The organism is Streptomyces thermocarboxydovorans, from assembly GCF_039524635.1.
Classification (GTDB): domain Bacteria; phylum Actinomycetota; class Actinomycetes; order Streptomycetales; family Streptomycetaceae; genus Streptomyces; species Streptomyces thermocarboxydovorans.
Genome location: NZ_BAAAGU010000006.1, coordinates 130,411 through 150,801 on the forward strand (window position 1 = coordinate 130,411; position 20,391 = coordinate 150,801).

The window sequence follows — 20,391 nt, forward strand, 5'->3', positions numbered from 1 at the left end:
CCACCCTTGACCCATGCCCGAAGGAGACACCGTCTGGCAGGCCGCGCGACGGCTGCACAGCGCCCTCGCGGGCAAGGTGCTGACCCGCAGCGATCTACGGGTGCCCCGGTTCGCCACGGCCGACCTCACCGGCCGCACCGTCCTCGACGTCACCCCGCGCGGGAAACACCTGCTCACCAGGATCGAGGGCGGTCTGACCCTGCACTCGCATCTGCGGATGGACGGGGCGTGGAAGGTGTTCGCCAACGGCCAGCGCTGGACCGGCGGCCCCGCCCACCAGATCCGGGTGATCCTCGGCAACGCCGAGCGCACGGCGGTCGGCTACCGCCTGCCCGTGCTGGAGCTGCTGCGCACCGCCGACGAGGACCGCGCGGTCGGCCACCTGGGACCCGATCTGCTGGGCCCCGACTGGGACCCCGAGGTGGCGCTGGCCAACCTCCTCAAGGACCCCGACCGCCCGCTCGGCGAGGCCCTGCTGGACCAGCGCAACCTCGCCGGCATCGGCAATGTGTTCAAGAGCGAGCTCTGCTTCCTGCTCGGTGTCACTCCCTGGCTCCCGGTGGGCGCCCTGCCCGGCGACCGCGCCGCATACCTGCCCGAACTCGCCAAGGCGCTGCTCGACTTCAACCGCGAGCGCCCGATCCGCAGAACGACGACCACGACAACCCCGGCAAACATGCCGCCCGTGGTGACCGGCCCGCCCGCGCCTACCGGCGCCCCGCCCCACACGGGCAGGCGCCCCTCCCGCGCATCGGGCACGGCGGCCAACCGCGGCCCCGACCTCTTCGTCCACGGCCGCGCGCCCCGCCCCTGTCTGCGCTGCGGCACCCTCATCCGTGTCGCCGACCAGGGCGACGGCTCCCGCGAGCGGCCCACCTACTGGTGCCCCACCTGCCAGCGCGGCCCGGCTCCCGAGCCCAGAAGGCCCCGCCGCGACCGCACCCGCCCGACCGGCTGAACGACTGAAACGGCTGAAACGGGCCCACTGACCCCCCGACCCAGACCGACGGACAGGGGCGACTGCCTGCTGACCTCACCGCAGCCACCCCACAGGGTCACGGGCGCAGCCCGCACCACCATCACGCCTCCCCCTGCGCATCACCCCGATGCCCCGTCACCGCCCGCCAGGCCCGGCGCCACCGCCCCGCCGCGAGGGCGCCCTCCGCCTGCCCCTTGGGCACGCAGTGCACCGGCAGCAGGCTCAGCCCCCAGCCCCCGGCGACGACCGCCGCCTCCAGCACACCGGCGCCGGGCGCCAGCACGAGTCGTGCCAGCGCCCACCACCACAAGGCTCCGAGGACCGCAGCGACCCCCCCAGCGCGCCATGCGCGCCGCCACGTCACCCGTTCTCGGCCTGGAACATCCAGTGCTGCTTCTCGAGGTCGGCGGTGATGCCGATGAGGATGTCCTGGCTCACCGGATCCGGTTCCTCGGTCGCGGCCACCCGCTCGCGCATCCGGGCGATCACCGCGCCCAGCGCGTCCACGAGCGTGCCCACGGCCGTGGTGTCGTCGACCCAGCCCTCGGGCGTGACCCCGATGCCGCTGCCGACGGCCACCGTCGCCGCACGGCCGTCCGGGGAGACGCCCAGTGCCGCGCAGCGCTCGGCCACCGTGTCGGAGTGCTGGCGGGCGACGGTCACCACCTCGTCGAGCTGCAGATGGACCGAGCGGAAACGCGGCCCGACCACGTTCCAGTGGATCTGCTTGGCCACCAGGGAGAGATCGATCAGGTCAACCAGGGCGCCCTGCAGCGCCTCGGAGACGGTCTTGAGATTCGCATCGGACAACGGGCTCTTCACGACGTACATCCGCACCTCCGTGACTCACCCCCCGCGGCTCGCCCCCCGTGATCCCTCAACGATGACCGCCGCGGGGCACACCGGCAAACGCACCCCCGCAGCACGACTACCCCCGAAACGCGAAAAACCCCGGCGGCACCCTCCCGGTTTCCCGGAAGGGCCCCTCCGGGGCCTGTCACACCTTCACGCCGCCGCTCAGGCGGCGACCACGTCCACCGCTTCGGCAGGCGCCTTGATGGTCACCCGTTCCGGTGGCACACCGGTCACCGAGACGGAACCCAGCATCGGGCGCACCGGCGTGGGCACAGGTTCGCTGGGGGTCGCAGCAGCAGACTGGGCCAGCTCGGCGAGAGCGAGTTCGTCGCTCACTTCCCGCATGAGCTCGGACATCCGTACGTCCAACGCGTCGCAGATGGCGGCGAGCAGTTCGGAGGAAGCCTCCTTCTGCCCCCGCTCCACCTCGGAGAGATAGCCGAGTGAGACTCGGGCGGACGAGGAGACTTCGCGCAGAGTACGGCCCTGGCGCTGGCGCTGCCGACGCAGCACGTCACCCAGCAGGCGACGGAGCAGAATCATCGGTGGCTCCCTCCTCGGACCGCATGGCCGCATTCTTCTCGCCCCACCGTACCGCCTCGCGCCGCGGCCGTGCGGGGAGCGATGTCGTGTTCACTCAGGGCTGCAAACATCAGAACCCCCCGTTCCGTTCCGTTCCGTATCCTATGCCCGCTCATTCCCGGTCTGATCGCCCGCAAGCTCCTCGAGGAGCAGTGCGAGTACGCTCCGTACACTCTCCATACGAATTTCCGCGCGGTCGCCGTTCAACCGCAGGTGCCGCACTTTTCCGCCGCGGGCGGAACCGGAACCTTGTGTGAAGGGTCCGTCCACCGCGACGAAGACCGTGCCCACGGCCTGCCCGTCCTGGGGGTCGGGGCCGGCGACACCGCTGGTCGCGATGCCCCAGTCGGCGCCCAGAAATCTGCGCGCTCCTGCGGCCATCTGCCCCGCGACCTGGGCGTCCACCGCTCCCTTGCGCGCCAGCAGCTCGGCGTCGACGCCGAGCAGGCGGTGCTTGAGGTCGGTGGCGTAGGCGGTCACCGAACCCCGGAAGACCTTGGAGGCGCCGGGGACCGAGGTGATCTCCGCGGACACCAGTCCGCCGGTCAGTGATTCGGCGACGGCCACCGTCGTGCCGTGCACGGTGAGTAGCCGCACGACTTCGGCGGCCGCGGAACTCACTCTGCCGTCTCCTCCAACGCCGCCTTGCGCTCGGCGATTCCCTTCCGGCGCAGCACAATGGCCTGTCTCACATAGTCCAGTCCGGTCACCACGGTCAGCACGACCGCCGCGGCCATCACCCAGAAGCGCAGGGTGGCCAGCCAGCCCGTCAGCGCCAGCACATACATGCCGACGGCGACGCCCTGGGTGAGCGTCTTGAGCTTGCCGCCGCGGCTGGCGGGGATGACGCCGTAGCGGATGACCAGAAAACGCAGCAGGGTGATGCCGAGTTCCCGGCCGAGGATCACGCCGGTGACCCACCAGGGGAGGTCGCCCAGCGCGGAGAGACAGATCAGGGCCGCTCCCATGATCGCCTTGTCGGCGATCGGGTCGGCGATCTTCCCGAAGTCCGTGACGAGGTTGTAGGTGCGGGCCAGATGACCGTCGAACAGGTCGGTGATCATGGCGATGGCGAAGGCCGCCCAGGCGAGTGAGCGCCAGGCCGGGTCGTAGCCGCCGTCGGCCAGCATCAGCATGACGAAGGCCGGCACCAGGAGCAGCCGGAGCATGGTGAGCAGGTTGGCGATGTTCCAGACGCTGGCCTGGTTCACGGCCGCCGCCGCGATCTTGCCGCCCCGTGCGGGCTTGCCGTTGCCCTCGGTGCCGGCGGTGTCGGCGGGCACCTTCCCGGACACGGCCGCCGCCGCGACGTCGGCTCCGGAGAGCTCGCCGCTGCCGGAGGCACCGCCGGGAGCGGCGCCGGAGGGCTCCTGCGCCTCGCGTGCGGCCGCGCGGCGTCCCGCGAAGGCGCGTCCGCCGGCCTGGCCGGGGGTGCGGCGGGCACTCGCGCCGGGCTGTCCGGCTCCGGAGCCGCGGCCCGCGCCCGCTGCGGGTCCGCCCGGTGCCGCGCTCGCGGCCGCCCGGCGCGCGCCGACGGGGCCTCCTGCCGCGGATGCCGGGATTCCCGTCATCTGCCTGCCTCCTCACCGCGCGTGAGCGCACCCTGGAACAGCGGTTCGGCGACCAGGTCGACGCCCTCGGTGCCCACCACCTTCGCCTCGACCATACGGCCGACGTCCAGTCCCTCGCCGTTCGTCAGCAGCACCTGGCCGTCGGTCTCGGGGGCCTGGTGCGCGGCGCGGCCGTACACGCCGTCCTCCTCGTCCACGGACTCCACCAGCACCCGCAGGGTCTCGCCCACTCGTTCCTCGGCGCGCTGGGAGACCAGCTCCTCGGCGAGGCGCGAGATGTGCGCCAGCCGCTCGGCGACCACGTCCTCGGGGAGCTTGTCGTCGTAGGTCGCCGCCTCGGTGCCCTCCTCGTCGGAGTAGCCGAAGACGCCGATGGCGTCGAGCCGGGCGTGGTTCAGGAAGCGTTCCAGCTCGGCGAGGTCGGCCTCGGACTCGCCGGGGAAGCCGACGATGAAGTTGGAGCGGACGCCGGCCTCGGGCGCCTTGCCGCGGATGGTGTCGAGCAGTTCCAGGAACCGGTCGGTGTCGCCGAAGCGGCGCATGGCGCGCAGCACTCCGGGCGCGGAGTGCTGGAAGGACAGGTCGAAGTAGGGGGCGACCTTCTCGGTGGAGGTCAGCACGTCGATCAGGCCGGGCCGCATCTCGGCCGGCTGGAGGTAGCTGACCCGGACCCGCTCGATGCCGTCGACTCCGGCCAGCTCGGGCAGCAGTGACTCCAGCAGACGGATGTCGCCGAGGTCCTTGCCGTAGGAGGTGTTGTTCTCGGAGACCAGCATGATCTCCTTCACGCCCTGCTCGGCGAGCCAGCGCGTCTCGTTGAGCACGTCGCTGGGGCGGCGGGAGATGAAGGAGCCGCGGAAGGAGGGGATGGCGCAGAAGGAGCAGCGCCGGTCGCAGCCGGAGGCGAGCTTGACCGAGGCGACCGGGGAGCCGTCCAGGCGGCGGCGCAGGGGCGCGCGGGGGCCGGAGGCGGGCGCGAGGCCGTCCGGCAGGTCGCCGGGACCCTGCTCCGGCACGGCGGGCCCGTGCCCGGGCAGCACCACGGAGGCGGCCGATTCCTGCCGCTCGACGGGGCTGATCGGCAGCAGCTTGCGCCGGTCGCGCGGGGTGTGCGCGGCGTGGATGCCGCCGCTGAGGATGGTCTGCAGGCGCTCGGAGATCTGCGTGTAGTCGTCGAAGCCGAGCACGCCGTCGGCCTCGGGGAGGGCCTCGGCGAGCTCCTTGCCGTACCGCTCGGCCATGCAGCCCACCGCCACCACGGCCTGCGTTCTGCCGTGCTCCTTGAGGTCGTTGGCCTCCAGGAGGGCGTCGACGGAGTCCTTCTTGGCGGCCTCGACGAATCCGCAGGTGTTGACGACGGCGACGTCCGCTTCGGCGGCGTCCTCCACGAGCTGCCAGCCGTCCGCCTCCAAACGGCCTGCGAGCTCCTCCGAGTCCACCTCGTTACGGGCGCAGCCAAGGGTGACGAGTGCGACGGTACGGCGTTCAGGCATGGGCTCAAGAGTACTTCGTCCCGCTGACACCCCACGTCGACGGGGTTGACCGAACTCGGCCAACCCCGTCGTGAAAGCGCCCGTCGCGTCGGTTGTCCGGCGCCGGATCAGCCGGCCTGCGGATCGCCCTTGGTGTAGGTCAGGCGCTCCACGGCGCCGGGCTGCCAGTCGTCCTCGATCTTCTTGCCGTTGACGAACAGGTCGATCGCTCCGGCGTCACCGAGGATCAGGTTGATCTTGGAGCTGTCCTGGAAGGTCTTGGACTGGCCCTGCTTGAGCAGCCCGTCGAAGAGCTGCCGGCCGTTGTGGTCCTTGGCGGAGATCCAGCTGCGCCCGTCGACCGCGCTGACCTTGACGGTCACCTTGTCCTGGGGCGCGGCGGCGATGGCGCTGTCGGACGGCTCGGGCTTGGGATCGGCGGGCTTCTTCGACTTCGGGGTGGGCGTGGCGGACGCCTCGGTGGCGGCGTCGCCGGCGAGGTTGCTGTTGCCGCCGGTGTCGTCGCCGCCCTTGATCAGGGTGAAGCCGACGAAGCCGATGACGGCGACGATCGCGGCCACCATGGCCGCGGTCCAGTTCGGGCCGCGCCGTTCCGGACGGATGCGCTCCGCCTCGAACAGGGGTGCGGCCGGGGTGGGTGAGGGACGGCCGCCGTGCTCGGCGTCGTACTGGGCGAGCAGCGGGGCGGGGTCGATGTGGACGGCCTTGGCCAGGGTCCGGATGTGCCCTCGGGCGTAGACGTCGCCGCCGCAGGGGGCGAAGTCGTCGGCCTCGATGGCGTGAATGATGGAGATGCGGACCCGGGTGGCGGTACTGACGTCGTCCACGGTGAGCCCGGCGGCGATGCGTGCCTGCTGCAGTGCACGGCCGACGGAGGGGCGGGCTTCCTCGGACGCGTCGTCGAACGGACGCTCGCCTTCAGGGGAGTTGCCGATGGACACGGGCGCGCCTTTCGAGCGTGTAGCCACCTGTGCTGGAGGTTCAGTCTAGGGGTAGTACAAAAGGGTGGGGCAACCGGGCGGTCGGAACTTGTACGCCATCGGAATGGCCCGACATCCCGGTGGTGGTCCTGCTGTCTGTCCCTTCCCTCAAGTTGACGTGTGTCGCAGGGAAACGGTTGCTCAATGATCCCTTACGGGTGAGTCACGATCGTCCACCTGGACGCCCGGGCGGGACGGCCGTGACTTGTGTGCCTACCCTTCAGACTCCCCGCGGAGCATGGCGAGCACGCCATCCAGCTCATCAGGTTTCACGAGAACGTCACGAGCCTTCGAACCCTCGCTCGGTCCGACGATGTTCCGCGACTCCATCAGGTCCATCAGCCGGCCGGCCTTGGCGAAGCCGACGCGCAGCTTGCGCTGGAGCATCGAGGTCGAGCCGAACTGGGTGGAGACGACCAGTTCGGCGGCCTGGCACAGCAGGTCGAGGTCGTCGCCGATGTCCTCGTCGATCTCCTTCTTCTGCTTGGTGCCGACGACCACGTCGTCCCGGAAGACCGGGGCCATCTGCTCCTTGCAGTGCCGGACGACGGCCGCGACCTCCTCCTCGGTCACGAACGCGCCCTGCATGCGGATGGGCTTGTTGGCGCCCATCGGCAGGAACAGCCCGTCACCCTTGCCGATCAGCTTCTCGGCGCCGGGCTGGTCGAGGATGACCCGGGAGTCGGCGAGCGAGGAGGTGGCGAAGGCGAGCCGGGAGGGCACGTTCGCCTTGATCAGACCGGTGACGACGTCCACCGAGGGGCGCTGGGTGGCCAGCACCAGGTGGATGCCGGCCGCGCGCGCGAGCTGGGTGATGCGCACGATGGCGTCCTCGACGTCCCGCGGGGCGACCATCATCAGGTCGGCCAACTCGTCGACGATGACCAGCAGATAGGGGTACGGCTGGAGTTCCCGCTCGCTGCCCTCGGGCGGTTTGGCCTTGCCCTCGCGCACGGCGCGGTTGAAGTCGTCGATGTGCCGGTAGCCGTAGGCGGCGAGGTCGTCGTAGCGCAGGTCCATCTCGCGCACCACCCACTGCAGTGCCTCGGCGGCCCGCTTGGGGTTGGTGATGATCGGCGTGATCAAGTGCGGGATGCCCTCGTACGCGGTGAGCTCCACACGCTTGGGGTCGACCAGGATCATCCGGACGTCCTCCGGGGTCGCCCGCATCATGATCGAGGTGATCAGGCAGTTGATGCAGGACGACTTGCCGGAGCCGGTGGCGCCGGCGACCAGCATGTGCGGCATCTTCGCCAGCGAGTGCATGACGTAGCCGCCCTCGACGTCCTTGCCGAAGGCGACCAGCATCGGGTCGTCGTCCTCGGCGGACTCCGCGAGCCGCAGCACGTCGCCGAGGTTGACCATCTCCCGGTCGGTGTTGGGGATCTCGATGCCGACTGCGGACTTGCCGGGGATCGGGCTGATGATCCGCACATCGGGGCTGGCGACGGCGTAGGCGATGTTCTTGGTGAGCGCGGTGATGCGCTCCACCTTCACGGCCGGGCCGAGCTCCACCTCGTAGCGGGTGACCGTCGGGCCGCGGGTGAAGCCGGTGACCCGGGCGTCCACCTTGAACTCGGTGAAGACGGTGGTGAGCGACTCGACGATGGCGTCGTTGGCCGCGCTGCGCGCCTTGCCGGGGCCGCCGCGGGTGAGCAGGTCCAGGGACGGCAGCGCGTAGGTGATGTCCCCGGACAGCTGGAGCTGCTCGGCCCGCGGGGGCAGCTCGCGCGGCTTCTCGGGCGGGGTCTTGGTCAGGTCGGGGACGGAGCTCTCGGGCTCCTGCCGCGGCTTCCTGCCCGCGGCGGGCAGGTCCTGCTGGGGGCGGGCGCCCGGGACCGGGGTGGGCGTGGTGGGCTCCTGGTCGCCCACCCGCACGCCCTGGGTGAGGTCGGCGACCACCGGGGAGGGCGGCATTCCGTGCAGCACGGCGCCGTCGAGGGCGGCGGCCGCTGCGGCGGCCACGTCGACCGCGTCCATGGACCGGCCCGCGTCGGGCTGCGGCACGGCGGACCTGCGGGGCCGGCCGCGGCGGCGGGAGAGCGCCTCCTCCTCCGCCGCGTCGGGGTCGTAGTCCTGGAGGGCGGAACGGCCGCGCTGGCGACGGCCGGCGGGCAGGGCCTCGCGCCACTGCTCCTCGTAGCGCTCGTCGTCCTCGCTGAACTCCTCGAACTCATCGGCCTCGCTGCCGTCGTGGATGAGCCCGAGCCTCACGCCGAGCTGCCGCAGCCGCTGCGGGACGGCGTTGACGGGGGTGGCCGTGACCACCAGCAGGCCGAAGATCGTGAGCAGCACCAGCAGCGGCACCGCCAGCATGTCGGTCATGGTGTACGACAGCGGGGTGGCCGCGGCCCAGCCGATGAGACCGCCGGCGTCCCTTATGGCGTGCATGCCCGCGCTGCGGGCGGGCGAGCCGCAGGCGATGTGGACCTGGCCGAGCACGCCGATGACGAGCGCGGACAGGCCGATGACGATCCGTCCGTTGGCCTCGGGCTTCTCCGGGTGCCGGATCAGGCGCACGGCGATGGCGCCGACCAGCACCGGCACCAGCAGGTCCAGCCGGCCGAAGGCGCCGGTGACCAGGATCTCCACCAGGTCGCCGACCGGTCCCTGGAGATCGGCCCAGGTGCCGGCGGCGACGATCAGGGCGATGGCGAGCAGCAGCAGCGCGAGTCCGTCCTTGCGGTGCGCGGGGTCGAGGTTCTTGGCGCCCTGCCCTATCCCGCGGAAGATCGCGCCGACGGTGTGCGCCAGCCCCAGCCAGAGGGCGCGCACCAGGCGGTAGACGCCGCCGGTCGGGTTCGGCGCCGGCTTGGGCGCGGGCTTCTTCGCCGGGGCCCGCTTGGCGGCGCCCTTCTTCGCGGGGGCCTTCTTGGCGGCGGCCTTCTTCGCCGGAGCCTTCGCCGAAGCGGCCGCCTTCTTCGCGGGCGACTTCTTGGCTGCGGAGGGACGTGAGGCCATAGGTGTGAGGTTACCGGTGGAGACGCCGGGGGACACGTGTGCCCGATGCTTCACCCGTTCGTGTCGCTTCTTGCGTGGGAGTGAAGTTGACGCCGCATGAAGGCGGCCTCCCGTCGGCGTACCTCGGGAGACCCGGCAACGCCCTTGTGCCGGGCGTCAGTTCTGCGAGGGGACCGAGGAGGCGTTGCCCGCGCCGGGCTCGAGCGCGTCCAGCGCCCGCCGCAACCCCGTGAGCTTGCGCTCGAGATGAGCCGCCGTGGCCACCGCGGCCGCGTCGGTGGACTCGTCGTTGAGCTGTTTGGTCAGTGCCTCGGCCTGCTCCTCCACGGCCGCGAGCCGCGCCGACAGCTCGGCGAGCAGCCCCGCGGACTCCTTGGGCTCGCCGGCGTTCTTCTCGCCGCCCTCCAACTGCAGCCGCAGCAGCGCCGCCTGCTCGCGCAACTGGCAGTTCTTCATGTACAGCTCGACGAAGACCGACACCTTGGCGCGCAGCACCCAGGGGTCGAACGGCTTGGAGATGTAGTCGACCGCGCCCGCGGCATAGCCCCCCCCGGAAGGTGTGATGCGGGCCGTGATTGATCGCGGTCAGGAAGATGATCGGGATGTCCCGGGTCCGCTCGCGCCGCTTGATGTGCGCGGCGGTCTCGAATCCGTCCATGCCCGGCATCTGGACGTCCAGCAGGATCACGGCGAAATCGTCCGTGAGCAGTGCCTTGAGCGCTTCTTCCCCGGACGATGCCCGCACCAGTGTCTGATCGAGCGCAGAGAGGATCGCCTCCAGCGCCAGCAGATTCTCCGGCCGGTCATCGACCAGGAGGATCTTGGCCTTCTGCACCATGGCCCGCCCTCCTCGCCCCGGCTTGGGGCCTCCCCTGTCCGCGGTACCCGGGGGAGCACCGGCGGGTGCCCACCCGGGGGACGACTCCCTTGCGCCGCCCGTCCTTGTGCCGGTCATCGTAGCTGCACCCCGCCCGTCGCCACACCCTGTCACCGCGATGTCACTGTGCACATAGCGGAAACGCGGCGGGGGACCAGAAGGTTCCCCGAATCCCGTACTTCTACACGACTTCACCAGCGCCGCGTCGGCAACTCGACGGGCTCGACCGAAGCTTCCCGTCATATTCACGCAGCCTCCGTGATCGACCACTCCAGCCACCTCGCCGATCACTGCGGGTCGCCTCGCCGATCACCTCGCCGGTCGCCTCGGCGCTCACCTCGCCGGTTGCCTCACTCGTCCCGCATCCACTGCTGCATCACCGCCAGCAGGTGATCCGGGTCGACCGGCTTGGTCACATAGTCGGAGGCGCCCGACTCGATGGCCTTCTCCCGGTCGCCCTTCATCGCCTTCGCGGTGAGCGCGATGATCGGCAGGCCCGCGAACTGGGGCATCCGCCGGATCGCCGTGGTCGTCGCATATCCGTCCATCTCCGGCATCATGATGTCCATCAGCACCACGGCCACGTCGTCGTGCTGCTCCAGGACCTCGATGCCCTCACGGCCGTTCTCCGCGTACAGCACGGACAGCCCGTGCTGCTCCAGGACGCTGGTCAGCGCGAAGACATTGCGGATGTCGTCGTCGACGATGAGCACCTTCTGCCCGCCGAAGCGGACGCCGTGCTGCGTCCCCGGCGAGGACTCCTCGTCCCCGTCCCGCCACTGCTCGGACTGCGCGGCGCCCGGCTGCTCCAGCTCCGGCCGCTGCGGCGCCGCGGCGGCGGCCCTGCGCCGGCGCCGGAACAGCGCCGCCGGGCCGTTCTGGGTCTCGCGGTAGGACTTCACCTCGGCCGGCGTCTCGATCTCCGCCTCGGACAGCTCGGTGGAGTCCTCGCCCAGCGCCACCAGCTCCCCGGCCTCCAGCGACGGCATGGGCTGCTGGTAGCCGTGCGGCGGCAGCTCGCTCGGGTGCAGCGGCAGATACAGCGTGAACGTGGACCCCCGGCCGGGTTCGCTCTGCGCGTGGATCTCACCGCCCAGCAGCTGCGCGATCTCCCGCGAGATGGACAGCCCGAGGCCCGTGCCGCCGTACTTGCGGCTGGTGGTGCCGTCGGCCTGCTTGAACGCCTCGAAGATCACCCGCATCTTGCTGGCCGCGATGCCGATGCCCGTGTCGGTCACCGAGAACGCGATCAGCTCGGCGTCCGGGTCGGTGAGCGAACCGGCCTCCAGCAGCTGCTCGCGGATGTGCTGCGGCACGTCGTCCCGGGCGGGCCGGATGACCAGCTCCACCGAACCGGAGTCGGTGAACTTCACCGCGTTGGACAGCAGATTGCGCAGCACCTGCAGCAGCCGCTGCTCGTCGGTGTGCAGCGTGGCGGGCAGCTCCGGGGAGACCCGCACCGACAGATCCAGGCCCTTCTCCGCGGTCAGCGGCCGGAAGGTGGCCTCCACGTAGTCGACCAGCTGGACCAGCGCGATGCGCGTCGGGGAGACGTCCATCTTGCCCGCCTCGACCTTGGACAGGTCGAGGATGTCGTTGATCAGCTGGAGCAGGTCGGAGCCGGCGCCGTGGATGGTCTCGGCGAACTCGACCTGCTTCGGAGTCAGGTTCCCCTCGGCGTTGTCGGCGAGCAACTTGGCCAGAATCAGCAGCGAGTTCAGCGGCGTGCGCAGCTCGTGCGACATGTTGGCGAGGAACTCGCTCTTGTAGCGCATGGACACCGCGAGCTGCTCGGCGCGCTCCTCCAGGACCTGCCGCGCCTCCTCGATCTCGGTGTTCTTCACCTCGATGTCGCGGTTCTGACGCGCCAGCAGCTCGGCCTTCTCCTCCAGTTCGGCGTTGGACGCCTGCAGCGCCTTCTGCCGCTGCTCCAACTCCGCCGAGCGCTCCCGCAGTTGCTCGGTCAGCTCCTGGGACTGCTTCAGCAGCCGCTCGGTCTTGGTGTTGACCGAGATGGTGTTGACGCTGGTCGCGATCATCTCGGCGATCTGGTTGAGGAAGTCCTTCTGGATGTGTGTGAACGGCGTGAACGAGGCCAGCTCGATGACGCCGAGCACCTTCCCCTCGAACAGTACCGGCAGCACGATCACCTGCGCGGGCGGCGCCTCGCCGAGCCCGGAGGAGATCTTCAGATAGCCCGCGGGCGCCTTCTCCACCAGGATCGTGCGCTTCTCCGCCGCGGCCGTCCCGATGAGCCCCTCACCGGGCCGGAAGGAGGTCGGCATCGAGCCCATGGAGTAGCCGTAGGAGCCGAGCATCCGCAGCTCGAACTGGTCGTCGTCGGCGGCGCTCAGGTCCTCCCCGTCGACCAGCGGCATCGCCAGATAGAACGCGCCGTGCTGCGCGGACACCACCGGCGTCAGCTCGCTCATGATCAGCGAGGCCACGTCCTCCAGGTCCCGGCGGCCCTGCATCAGGGCCGAGATCCGCGCCAGGTTGCCCTTGAGCCAGTCCTGCTCCTTGTTGGCGATCGTGGTGTCGCGCAGGTTGGCGATCATCTTGTTGATGTAGTCCTGGAGCTCCTGGATCTCCCCGGACGCATCCACGTCGATCTTCAGGTTCAGATCGCCGCGGGTCACCGCGGTCGCCACCCGGGCGATGGCCCGCACCTGCCGGGTCAGGTTCCCGGCCATCTCGTTCACCGACTCGGTCAGGTCCCGCCAGGTGCCGTCCACGTCCCGCACCCGCGCCTGGCCGCCGAGCTGCCCCTCGGTGCCCACCTCGCGGGCCACCCGGGTGACCTCCTCGGCGAACGACGACAGCTGGTCGACCATCGTGTTGATGGTGGTCTTCAGCTCGAGGATCTCGCCGCGCGCGTCGATGTCGATCTTCTTGGTCAGATCGCCCTTCGCGATGGCCGTGGTGACCATGGCGATGTTGCGCACCTGACCGGTCAGGTTGGACGCCATCTGGTTCACCGACTCGGTGAGGTCCTTCCAGGTGCCCGCCACACCTGGCACATGCGCCTGGCCGCCGAGGATGCCGTCCGTGCCCACCTCGCGGGCGACCTTGGTGACCTGCTCGGCGAACGCGCTCAGCGTCTTGACCATGGTGTTGATGGTGTCGGCGAGCTGCGCCACCTCGCCGCGCGCCTCGATGTTGACCTGACGGGTCAGGTCGCCGTTGGCGACGGCCGCGGAGACCTGGGCGATGTTGCGCACCTGAGTGGTCAGGTTCTTCGCCATCAGGTTGACGTTGTCGCTGAGGTCCTTCCAGATGCCCGTCACGCCGGGCACGTGCGCCTGGCCGCCGAGGATGCCCTCGGTGCCCACCTCACGGGCCACCCGGGTCACCTGCTCGGCGAACGACGACAGCTGATCCACCATCGTGTTGACCGTGGTGACCAGCTCGAGGATCTCGCCCTTGGCGTCGACGGTGATCTTCTTCGACAGGTCGCCCTTGGCGACCGCCGTGGTCACCTCGGCGATGTTGCGCACCTGCATGGTCAGGTTGTTCGCCATGCCGTTGACGGACTGGGTGAGATCCTTCCAGGTGCCGGAGACGCCCTGCACCTCGGCCTGGCCGCCGAGGATGCCCTCGGTGCCGACCTCGCGGGCCACCCTGGTGACCTCCTGGGCGAACGACGACAGCTGATCCACCATCGTGTTCAGCGTGTTCTTCAGCTCCAGGATCTCGCCGCGCGCATCCACGGTGATCTTCTGCGACAGGTCGCCGCGCGCCACCGCGGTCGCCACCTGGGCGATGTTGCGGACCTGCGCGGTGAGGTTGCCGGCCATGCCGTTCACCGAGTCGGTCAGATCGCGCCACACACCGGCGACACCCGGCACCTGCGCCTGACCGCCCAGCCGTCCCTCGGTGCCCACCTCGCGGGCCACCCGCGTCACCTGCTCGGCGAACGACGACAGCTGGTCGACCATCGTGTTGATGGTGTTCTTCAGCTCGAGGATCTCGCCGCGCGCGTCGACGTCGATCTTCTGCGACAGGTCGCCGCGGGCGACGGCCGTGGTGACCTGCGCGATGTTGCGGACCTGGGAGGTGAGGTTGCCCGCCATCGAGTTGACGGAGTCGGTGAGTTCCTTCCAGGTGCCGGACACGCCGTCCACGCGTGCCTGGCCGCCCAGCCGGCCCTCGGTGCCCACGTCCCGGGCCATGCGCGTGACCTGGTCGGCGAAGCTCGACAGCTGGTCCACCATCCGGTTCACGGTGTTCTTCAGCTGGAGCATCTCACCGGAGACGTCCACGGTGACCTTCTGCGACAGGTCGCCGTTGGCGACCGCCGTCGTCACCTGGGCGATGTTCCTCACCTGTCCGGTGAGGTTCCTGAACGCCGTGTTGACGGAGTCCGTCAGGTCCTTCCACGTACCGGCCGCGCCCGGCACCTGCGCCTGGCCGCCCAGCTCGCCCTCGACACCGATCTCCCGCGCCACCCGCGTGACCTCGGCACCGAAAGCGGACAGCTGGTCCACCATCGTGTTGACGGTGTTCTTCAGCTCCAGCATCTCGCCGGCCACGTCCACGGTGACCTTCTGCGACAGGTCACCGTTGGCCACCGCCGTCGTCACCGCGGCGATGTCCCTCACCTGCGTGGTGAGATTGCGGAACACCGTGTTGACGGAGTCCGTCAGGTCCTTCCACGTGCCCGCCGCGCCCGGCACGTTCGCCTGACCGCCCAGCCGGCCCTCGGCGCCGACCTCGTTCGCGACCCGGGTGACCTCGTCCGCGAAGATCCGCAGCGTCTCGGTCATCTGGTTGATCGTCTCGGCGAGCTGCGCGACCTCGCCGCGCGCCGGAACCGTCACCTTCCGCGACAGATCACCGTTGGCGACCGCCGTGGTCACCTCGGCGATCCCGCGCACCTGGGCCGTGAGGTTCCCGGCCATGGTGTTCACCGAGTCGGTGAGTTCCTTCCACACACCCGCCACACCCGGCACCTGGGCCTGACCGCCCAGGATGCCGTCCGTGCCGACCTCCCGGGCGACCCGGGTGACCTCGGAGGAGAACGCGGAGAGCTGGTCCACCATCGTGTTGACGGTGTTCTTCAGCTCCAGCATCTCGCCTTCGACATGCACGGTCACCTTGCGTGACAGATCACCGCTGGCGACCGCCGTGGTCACCAGCGCGATGTCCCGCACCTGGGCGGTGAGCCGCTCCGCCATGGTGTTGACGGAGTCCGTGAGGTCCTTCCAGGAACCGGACATTCCGCGCACCCGCGCCTGGCCGCCCAGCTTGCCCTCGGTGCCGACCTCGCTGGCCACCCGCGTGACCTCGTCGGTGAACGTCGACAGCTGGTCGACCAGGTTGTTGACGGTCCGCCCGACCTTCAGGAACTCGCCCCGCAGCGGATGCCCGCTCCCGTCCGGGCCCTGCGTCCGCAGCTCCATCCGCGGCGACAGATCCCCCTCGGCCACCGCCGACAGCACCCGGCTGACCTCGGACACCGGCCACACCAGGTCGTCGACCAGCGCGTTGGAGTTGTCGATCGCGGTCGCCCAGGAGCCCTCGCAGGCCCCGGTCTCCAGCCGCTCGGTGAGCTTGCCCTCGCGGCCCACCATCCGCCGCACCCGCGACAGCTCGCCCGTCAGATGCAGATTGCGGTCGGCGACCTCGTTGAACACCGCCGCGATCTGCGACATCACGCCGTCGCCGGACACCGTCAGCCGCTTGCGGAAGTTGCCGTCCCGCATCGCCTCCAGGGCCGCCAGCAGCCGGTTCAGGGCGGCGGTGTCCACCGTCGTGGTGCCGCCTCGCCCCTTGCTCGCCTTGCTCAGGGACTGTCCGCCTTTCGCGCGCGTCTTCGTGCCCCGCGTCGCTGCGCCAGACTCCACTGTGTCCCTCCCGCAGGGGTCGACCGTTACTGCCGTGCTCGGGTACCACCTGAGGCGTACCTGTTACTACTGCGTATACCTGTACTACTGCGAGTCCCGGCGGCCATACCTTGGCGGCCACCCGTGGGCTGCTGCCCACTCGACGGATATGACACTCGGCCTGCCCGAACCCTCACAACAAGCCTGCCCAGTGTTTCACCATCGCCGAACCAGGCCATAACAGTTCGGCAGCTTCGCACATCGTCCGCACACCCTCCGGACGGAAACACTGCAGACCGGCATCCGCTCGGACGGCGAAGGTAAGTAACCTTGCATCCGGCTGTCCAGCCACGCCGGTCCGTCCGGCCTGGGCGGTGGCACGGGAGACGAGCGGGCACGGAGGGGCGGCCGCACACATGACCACCGGACTGATTCCTGGGGACCAGCCCCCGGACCCCCGGCCGACGGGCGACCTGCCGCACCAGCGGCATGCGCCGGTCGGCCACGGAGCCATGTCCGTCGAGAACCGGTCGAGGAGTTCTGTGATCACCGCGCGCGCGGCCGCAAGTTTCGAGCCCGTCGGGCGATCCGTCGCGAGCGCCCGCTCCTTCGTCCGCGACACCCTCCAGGGGTGGGGCTTTTCCGACATCGTGGATGATGCGGTCGTGCTCACCAGCGAGTTGGTGACCAACGCGGTCGTGCACGCCGGCACCTCGGCCGACCTGCTCTGTCTGCGCGGCGAGGACGGCGTCCGGATCGAGGTGGCCGACCGGTATCCGGAACGCGAGATTCCGGTCCAGGGCTCCGCGGTCAGTATGGGCAGCCCCGACCGCGAGGGCGGCCGCGGCCTGCAGCTCTGCGCCGCGCTGGCCGGCCGCTGGGGCGTGGAGTACACGCCGACGCACAAGACCGTCTGGTTCCAGCTCGACCTGCCCGAGCGCCCCGTCGGCACCCGCGCCGCCGGACCCTCGCTCCCCGCCGACCTCCTCCCCCTCGCCGACGGCCGGATCCGGGTCGCCGTCGTGCAGATCGACCGGACCGGCACCATCACCTCCTGGAACGAGGACGCCGAGGAACTCTTCGGCTACAAGGCCGAGCAGGTCACCGGCAAGCCGCTCACCGACCTCGCGGCCTGGCCGCACACCCCGGGCACCGGCACCGGCATCGCCGAGGCCCTCCAGCTCTCCCGCTGGGAGGGCAGCTACGGCATCCGCAACGCCGACGGCCGCGTGACCCCCGTCTACGCCTCCCATCTGCGCGTCCGCGACACCGCCGGCGAGCCCTCGACCGTCTGCCTCCTGGTGCGCGACCACGAACGCGCCGTACTGCAGACACCTCTGCGCGGGACCACCACCGACACCTCCCGCTCCTCCGACGGCCAGAACGCCGACCCCTTCGAGGTGTTCATCGGCTCCCCCGCGCCCGACGACCTCGACGGTCTCCTGCAGCGCACGGTGGAGCGCGCCCGCGACATGCTCGACGGCGACGCCGCCTTCCTGCTGCTGGCCACCGACGACGAGACCGAGCTGGAGGTCCGCGCCTCCACCGGCCTGCCCTCCGCCCGCCAGCGCTTCGCCCGCGTCCCCGTCGAGGCGGGCCCCGGCCGCTATGGCTCCGCCCGCATGCCGGCCGTCCACGACGACCTCACCGCCGTCCCCGGTGCCGTGCCGCTGCTCAACGGCACCGGCATGCGCTCGGTGGTCACCGTCCCGCTGAAGGTCGAGGGCCGCCTCACCGGCTCCCTCGGCGTCGCCGCCGAGGCACCCGGCCGCTACTCCAACGAGGAGGCGCTGCGCCTGCAGTTCGCCGCCGACCGCATCGCGCTGGCCGTGGAGTCCGCCCGCCTCGGCGAGCTCGAACGCCTGCGCCGCGGCTCGCTGAGCTTCCTCGTCGAGGCCTCCGACCTGCTGGCCGGCACCCTGGACCGGGACCAGACCCTCGCCCTCATGGCCCAGATGACGGTCCCGACGCTCGCCACTTGGTGCGCCGTCTACACCATCGCCGACCAGGCCTCCGAGCCGTACCTCTCCTACGTCCTGCACGAGGACGAGGAACTCATCGACGGCATCAAGTCCCTGCTGTCGAAGATCCCGCCGCCCGACCCGGTCCCCACCCCCGGCGCCCGCGTCTGGTCCGCGCCCGGGGAGGTCGCCCACCAGGCCGCCCTGCGCACCTCGATGCGCAGCCTGGGCCTGAGCGGCGGCCCCAGCAACCACGTCACCCCCGGCATCGGCCCCACCCTCGCCACCGCCCAGGCGGTCGGCGGGGAAACGGTCGTGCTGCCGCTGGTCGCCCGCAACCGCGTCATCGGCATGCTCACCCTCGGCAAGCCCACCGACGAGCACTTCCGCCAGGAGATCCTCGAGCTCGCCGAGGACCTCTCCCGCCGCGCGGCCCTGGCCCTGGACAACGCCCGCCTGTACTCCGAGCGCACCGCCATCAGCCAGTCCCTGCAGCGCAGCCTGCTGCCTCCCGAGCTGCCGCAGATCGACGGCGTCGAGGTCGAGGTCATCTACCGCGCGGCCGGCGAGGGCAACGAGGTCGGCGGCGACTTCTACGACCTGTTCCCCATCAGCGACGGCGCCTACGGCTTCGCCATCGGCGACGTCTGCGGCACGGGCCCCAACGCCGCCGCGGTCACCGGCCTGGCCCGGCACGCCCTGCGCCTGCTGGCCCGTGAGGGCCTCAGCGGCCCGGCGGTCCTGGAGCGCCTCAACTCCGCGATCCTCGACGAGGGCGCCCGCAGCCGCTTCCTCACCCTCCTTTACGGCGAGCTGCGCCCGCAGGAGGACGGCAGCGCGGAACTCAAGGTGGTCTGCGCGGGCCACCCGCTGCCGCTGAGGCTGCGTCAGGACGGCACGGTCGAACCGGCGGCCGAACCCCAGCCGCTCCTCGGCGTCCTGGAGGACCTCGAGCTCTACGAGGAGACGGTCACCCTCGACCCGGGCGACGTCCTCCTCTGCGTCACGGACGGCGTCACCGAACGCCGCGAGGGCAACCGCATGCTGGGCGACGACGGCCTCGCCGACGTCCTGACGACCTGCACGGGCCTGACGGCCGGCGCGGTGGCGGCCCGCATCATGCGCGCCGTGGAACGTTTCGCTTCCGACGCCCCGTCCGACGACATGGCCATCCTGGCGATGCGCGTCCCGGAGCCACACCAGGACTGAGTCCGGACATGAAAAAGGCCCCGCCCTTTCAAGGGCGGGGCCTTTTCGTCAGAGCCCCCAAACGGAATCGAACCGTTGACCTTCTCCTTACCATGGAGACGCTCTGCCGACTGAGCTATAGGGGCCTGCTGCCGCGTCGAGGTTCCCCTCCGGGTTTCCCCCGCGGCAACGGAATAGATCATACCCCGAACAGACCTGTGCTCCTAACTGGTCTCAGAAGGCCGGCTGCAGCAGCCCGCCCAGCGCATTGCACGCGGCCACCATGCGCCGCATGTCCCGTTTCGTGAGCGAGGCTTCGACCGGCAGCGCCAGCGTTTCCGCGGCAGCCCGTTCGGTCTCCGGCAACGACACCCTCCGCCGGAACTCCGGCATCCGGTGCACCGGCGTCTTCACCGGCACCCGGCATTCAACTCCCTTCGCACGTATGGCCCGTGCGAAGGCATCCCGGTCGGGCCGCCCATTGCCTGGCACCCGCACGACGTACTGCTGATAGGTGTGCCCCACCGCCCCCTCGGGCGTTCGCACACCCGTCAACTTCGCATCGAGATAGGCCGCCCGCACTCTTCGCTGAGCGACCTCCTCGAACGACGCCTCCTCAGCTTCTCTGTGCTCCAGCACCAGCAGCCCGCGCCTCTCCCCGAGCGCCAGCAACGGCCCCAGCTCGGCGGGGCGTCCGAACCGGTGCACGACAACCACGGCCGCGGTCCTCGGCGTTACGGCCGCTTCCACGGCAGCCCGGTCGATGCAGTACGTCACCGGATCTATGTCCGCGAAAACGGGCGACGCACCCGCGAGCCTCACGGCCTCCGCGACCTCCACATTGCCGAAGGCCGGCACGACGACCTCGTCCCCGACACCGACTCCGGCGGCCCTGAGCAGCGCAGCAGTACCCATGCTTCGGATCGTCCGCGCACGATGTGAACGTCAAGTGACGCACAACAGAAAAGGGTTGGACCCAGAACCGAAGTTCCGGGTCCAACCCTTTGAATAATCGTCCGGCGGCGTCCTACTCTCCCACAGGGTCCCCCCTGCAGTACCATCGGCGCTGTAAGGCTTAGCTTCCGGGTTCGGAATGTAACCGGGCGTTTCCCCTACGCT

11 protein-coding genes, 1 tRNA gene, 1 rRNA gene and 3 pseudogenes are annotated in these 20,391 nt (G+C 70.5%); 3 read left to right on the forward strand and 13 right to left on the reverse strand.

Going from position 1 to position 20,391, the window contains the following annotated elements; all coding sequences use genetic code 11:
• Window positions 1-13: 13 nt before the first annotated feature.
• Both ABD198_RS04390 and ABD198_RS04395 read left to right on the forward strand, forming a co-directional pair.
• Window positions 14-655: pseudogene (locus ABD198_RS04390) on the forward strand (DNA-formamidopyrimidine glycosylase family protein); the annotation flags it as partial.
• 108 nt (window positions 656-763) lie between these two features.
• Window positions 764-958 (forward strand): annotated as a pseudogene (locus ABD198_RS04395) (DNA glycosylase); the annotation flags it as partial.
• 121 nt (window positions 959-1,079) lie between these two features.
• Here the strand turns inward: ABD198_RS04395 and ABD198_RS04400 are convergent.
• From ABD198_RS04400 to ABD198_RS04445, 10 genes and pseudogenes are all read right to left on the reverse strand, one after another.
• Window positions 1,080-1,262: a hypothetical protein gene (locus ABD198_RS04400; protein ID WP_425580411.1), complete on the reverse strand. Its 183-nt coding sequence runs from the start codon at window positions 1,260-1,262 to the stop codon at window positions 1,080-1,082.
• Between the two features lie 77 nt (window positions 1,263-1,339).
• The gene (locus ABD198_RS04405; RefSeq protein WP_343997996.1) at window positions 1,340-1,810 is read right to left on the reverse strand and encodes a Dps family protein; all 471 of its coding nucleotides are present in this window, start codon (window positions 1,808-1,810) and stop codon (window positions 1,340-1,342) included.
• A 186-nt stretch (window positions 1,811-1,996) separates the two neighbouring features.
• Complete coding sequence (locus ABD198_RS04410; protein WP_167997591.1) at window positions 1,997-2,377, reverse strand: helix-turn-helix domain-containing protein; 381 nt, start codon at window positions 2,375-2,377, stop codon at window positions 1,997-1,999.
• Between the two features lie 141 nt (window positions 2,378-2,518).
• A complete protein-coding gene (locus ABD198_RS04415; protein WP_343997997.1) occupies window positions 2,519-3,037 on the reverse strand; it encodes a CinA family protein in 519 nt (172 codons plus the stop codon).
• Window positions 3,034-3,987, reverse strand: coding sequence for a CDP-diacylglycerol--glycerol-3-phosphate 3-phosphatidyltransferase (gene pgsA / locus ABD198_RS04420; RefSeq protein WP_343997998.1), 954 nt, complete (start codon window positions 3,985-3,987; stop codon window positions 3,034-3,036). The genes ABD198_RS04415 and pgsA overlap by 4 nt, the downstream gene beginning before the upstream one ends.
• Window positions 3,984-5,480 carry a 30S ribosomal protein S12 methylthiotransferase RimO gene (rimO, locus tag ABD198_RS04425; RefSeq protein ID WP_343997999.1) on the reverse strand — a complete coding sequence of 499 codons (1,497 nt, stop codon included), beginning with the start codon at window positions 5,478-5,480 and terminating at the stop codon, window positions 3,984-3,986. The genes pgsA and rimO overlap by 4 nt, the downstream gene beginning before the upstream one ends.
• A gap of 107 nt (window positions 5,481-5,587) precedes the next feature.
• Window positions 5,588-6,421 (reverse strand): helix-turn-helix domain-containing protein, encoded by an 834-nt coding sequence (locus tag ABD198_RS04430; RefSeq protein ID WP_343998000.1) that lies wholly within the window; start codon window positions 6,419-6,421, stop codon window positions 5,588-5,590.
• A gap of 252 nt (window positions 6,422-6,673) precedes the next feature.
• Window positions 6,674-9,421 (reverse strand): DNA translocase FtsK, encoded by a 2,748-nt coding sequence (locus ABD198_RS04435; RefSeq protein WP_343998001.1) that lies wholly within the window; start codon window positions 9,419-9,421, stop codon window positions 6,674-6,676.
• Window positions 9,422-9,577: 156 nt separating this feature from the next.
• Window positions 9,578-10,259 (reverse strand): annotated as a pseudogene (locus ABD198_RS04440) (response regulator).
• Window positions 10,260-10,648: 389 nt separating this feature from the next.
• Window positions 10,649-16,144 (reverse strand): HAMP domain-containing protein, encoded by a 5,496-nt coding sequence (locus tag ABD198_RS04445; protein WP_343998002.1) that lies wholly within the window; start codon window positions 16,142-16,144, stop codon window positions 10,649-10,651.
• A 395-nt stretch (window positions 16,145-16,539) separates the two neighbouring features.
• Here ABD198_RS04445 and ABD198_RS04450 point away from each other — a divergent pair, with 395 nt between their 5' ends.
• On the forward strand, window positions 16,540-19,293 hold the full coding sequence (locus tag ABD198_RS04450; protein ID WP_343998003.1) for a SpoIIE family protein phosphatase: 2,754 nt from the start codon (window positions 16,540-16,542) through the stop codon (window positions 19,291-19,293).
• A 52-nt stretch (window positions 19,294-19,345) separates the two neighbouring features.
• Here ABD198_RS04450 and ABD198_RS04455 read toward each other — a convergent pair.
• From ABD198_RS04455 to rrf, 3 genes are all read right to left on the reverse strand, one after another.
• Window positions 19,346-19,418: transfer RNA gene (locus ABD198_RS04455), tRNA-Thr, on the reverse strand.
• Window positions 19,419-19,506: 88 nt separating this feature from the next.
• Window positions 19,507-20,172, reverse strand: coding sequence for a DegT/DnrJ/EryC1/StrS family aminotransferase (locus tag ABD198_RS04460; RefSeq protein ID WP_343998009.1), 666 nt, complete (start codon window positions 20,170-20,172; stop codon window positions 19,507-19,509).
• 114 nt (window positions 20,173-20,286) lie between these two features.
• Window positions 20,287-20,391 (reverse strand): 5S ribosomal RNA (gene rrf, locus ABD198_RS04465); the annotation flags it as partial.

Bases quoted from the DNA above. Each gene is read 5' to 3' on its own strand.
- ABD198_RS04405 (WP_343997996.1), bottom strand. From the start codon at position 1,810: ATGTACGTCGTGAAGAGCCCGTTGTCCGATGCGAATCTCAAGACCGTC.
- ABD198_RS04410 (WP_167997591.1), bottom strand. From the start codon at position 2,377: ATGATTCTGCTCCGTCGCCTGCTGGGTGACGTGCTGCGTCGGCAGCGC.
- pgsA (WP_343997998.1), bottom strand. From the start codon at position 3,987: ATGACGGGAATCCCGGCATCCGCGGCAGGAGGCCCCGTCGGCGCGCGC.
- rimO (WP_343997999.1), bottom strand. From the start codon at position 5,480: ATGCCTGAACGCCGTACCGTCGCACTCGTCACCCTTGGCTGCGCCCGT.
- ABD198_RS04435 (WP_343998001.1), bottom strand. From the start codon at position 9,421: ATGGCCTCACGTCCCTCCGCAGCCAAGAAGTCGCCCGCGAAGAAGGCG.
- ABD198_RS04450 (WP_343998003.1), top strand. From the start codon at position 16,540: ATGACCACCGGACTGATTCCTGGGGACCAGCCCCCGGACCCCCGGCCG.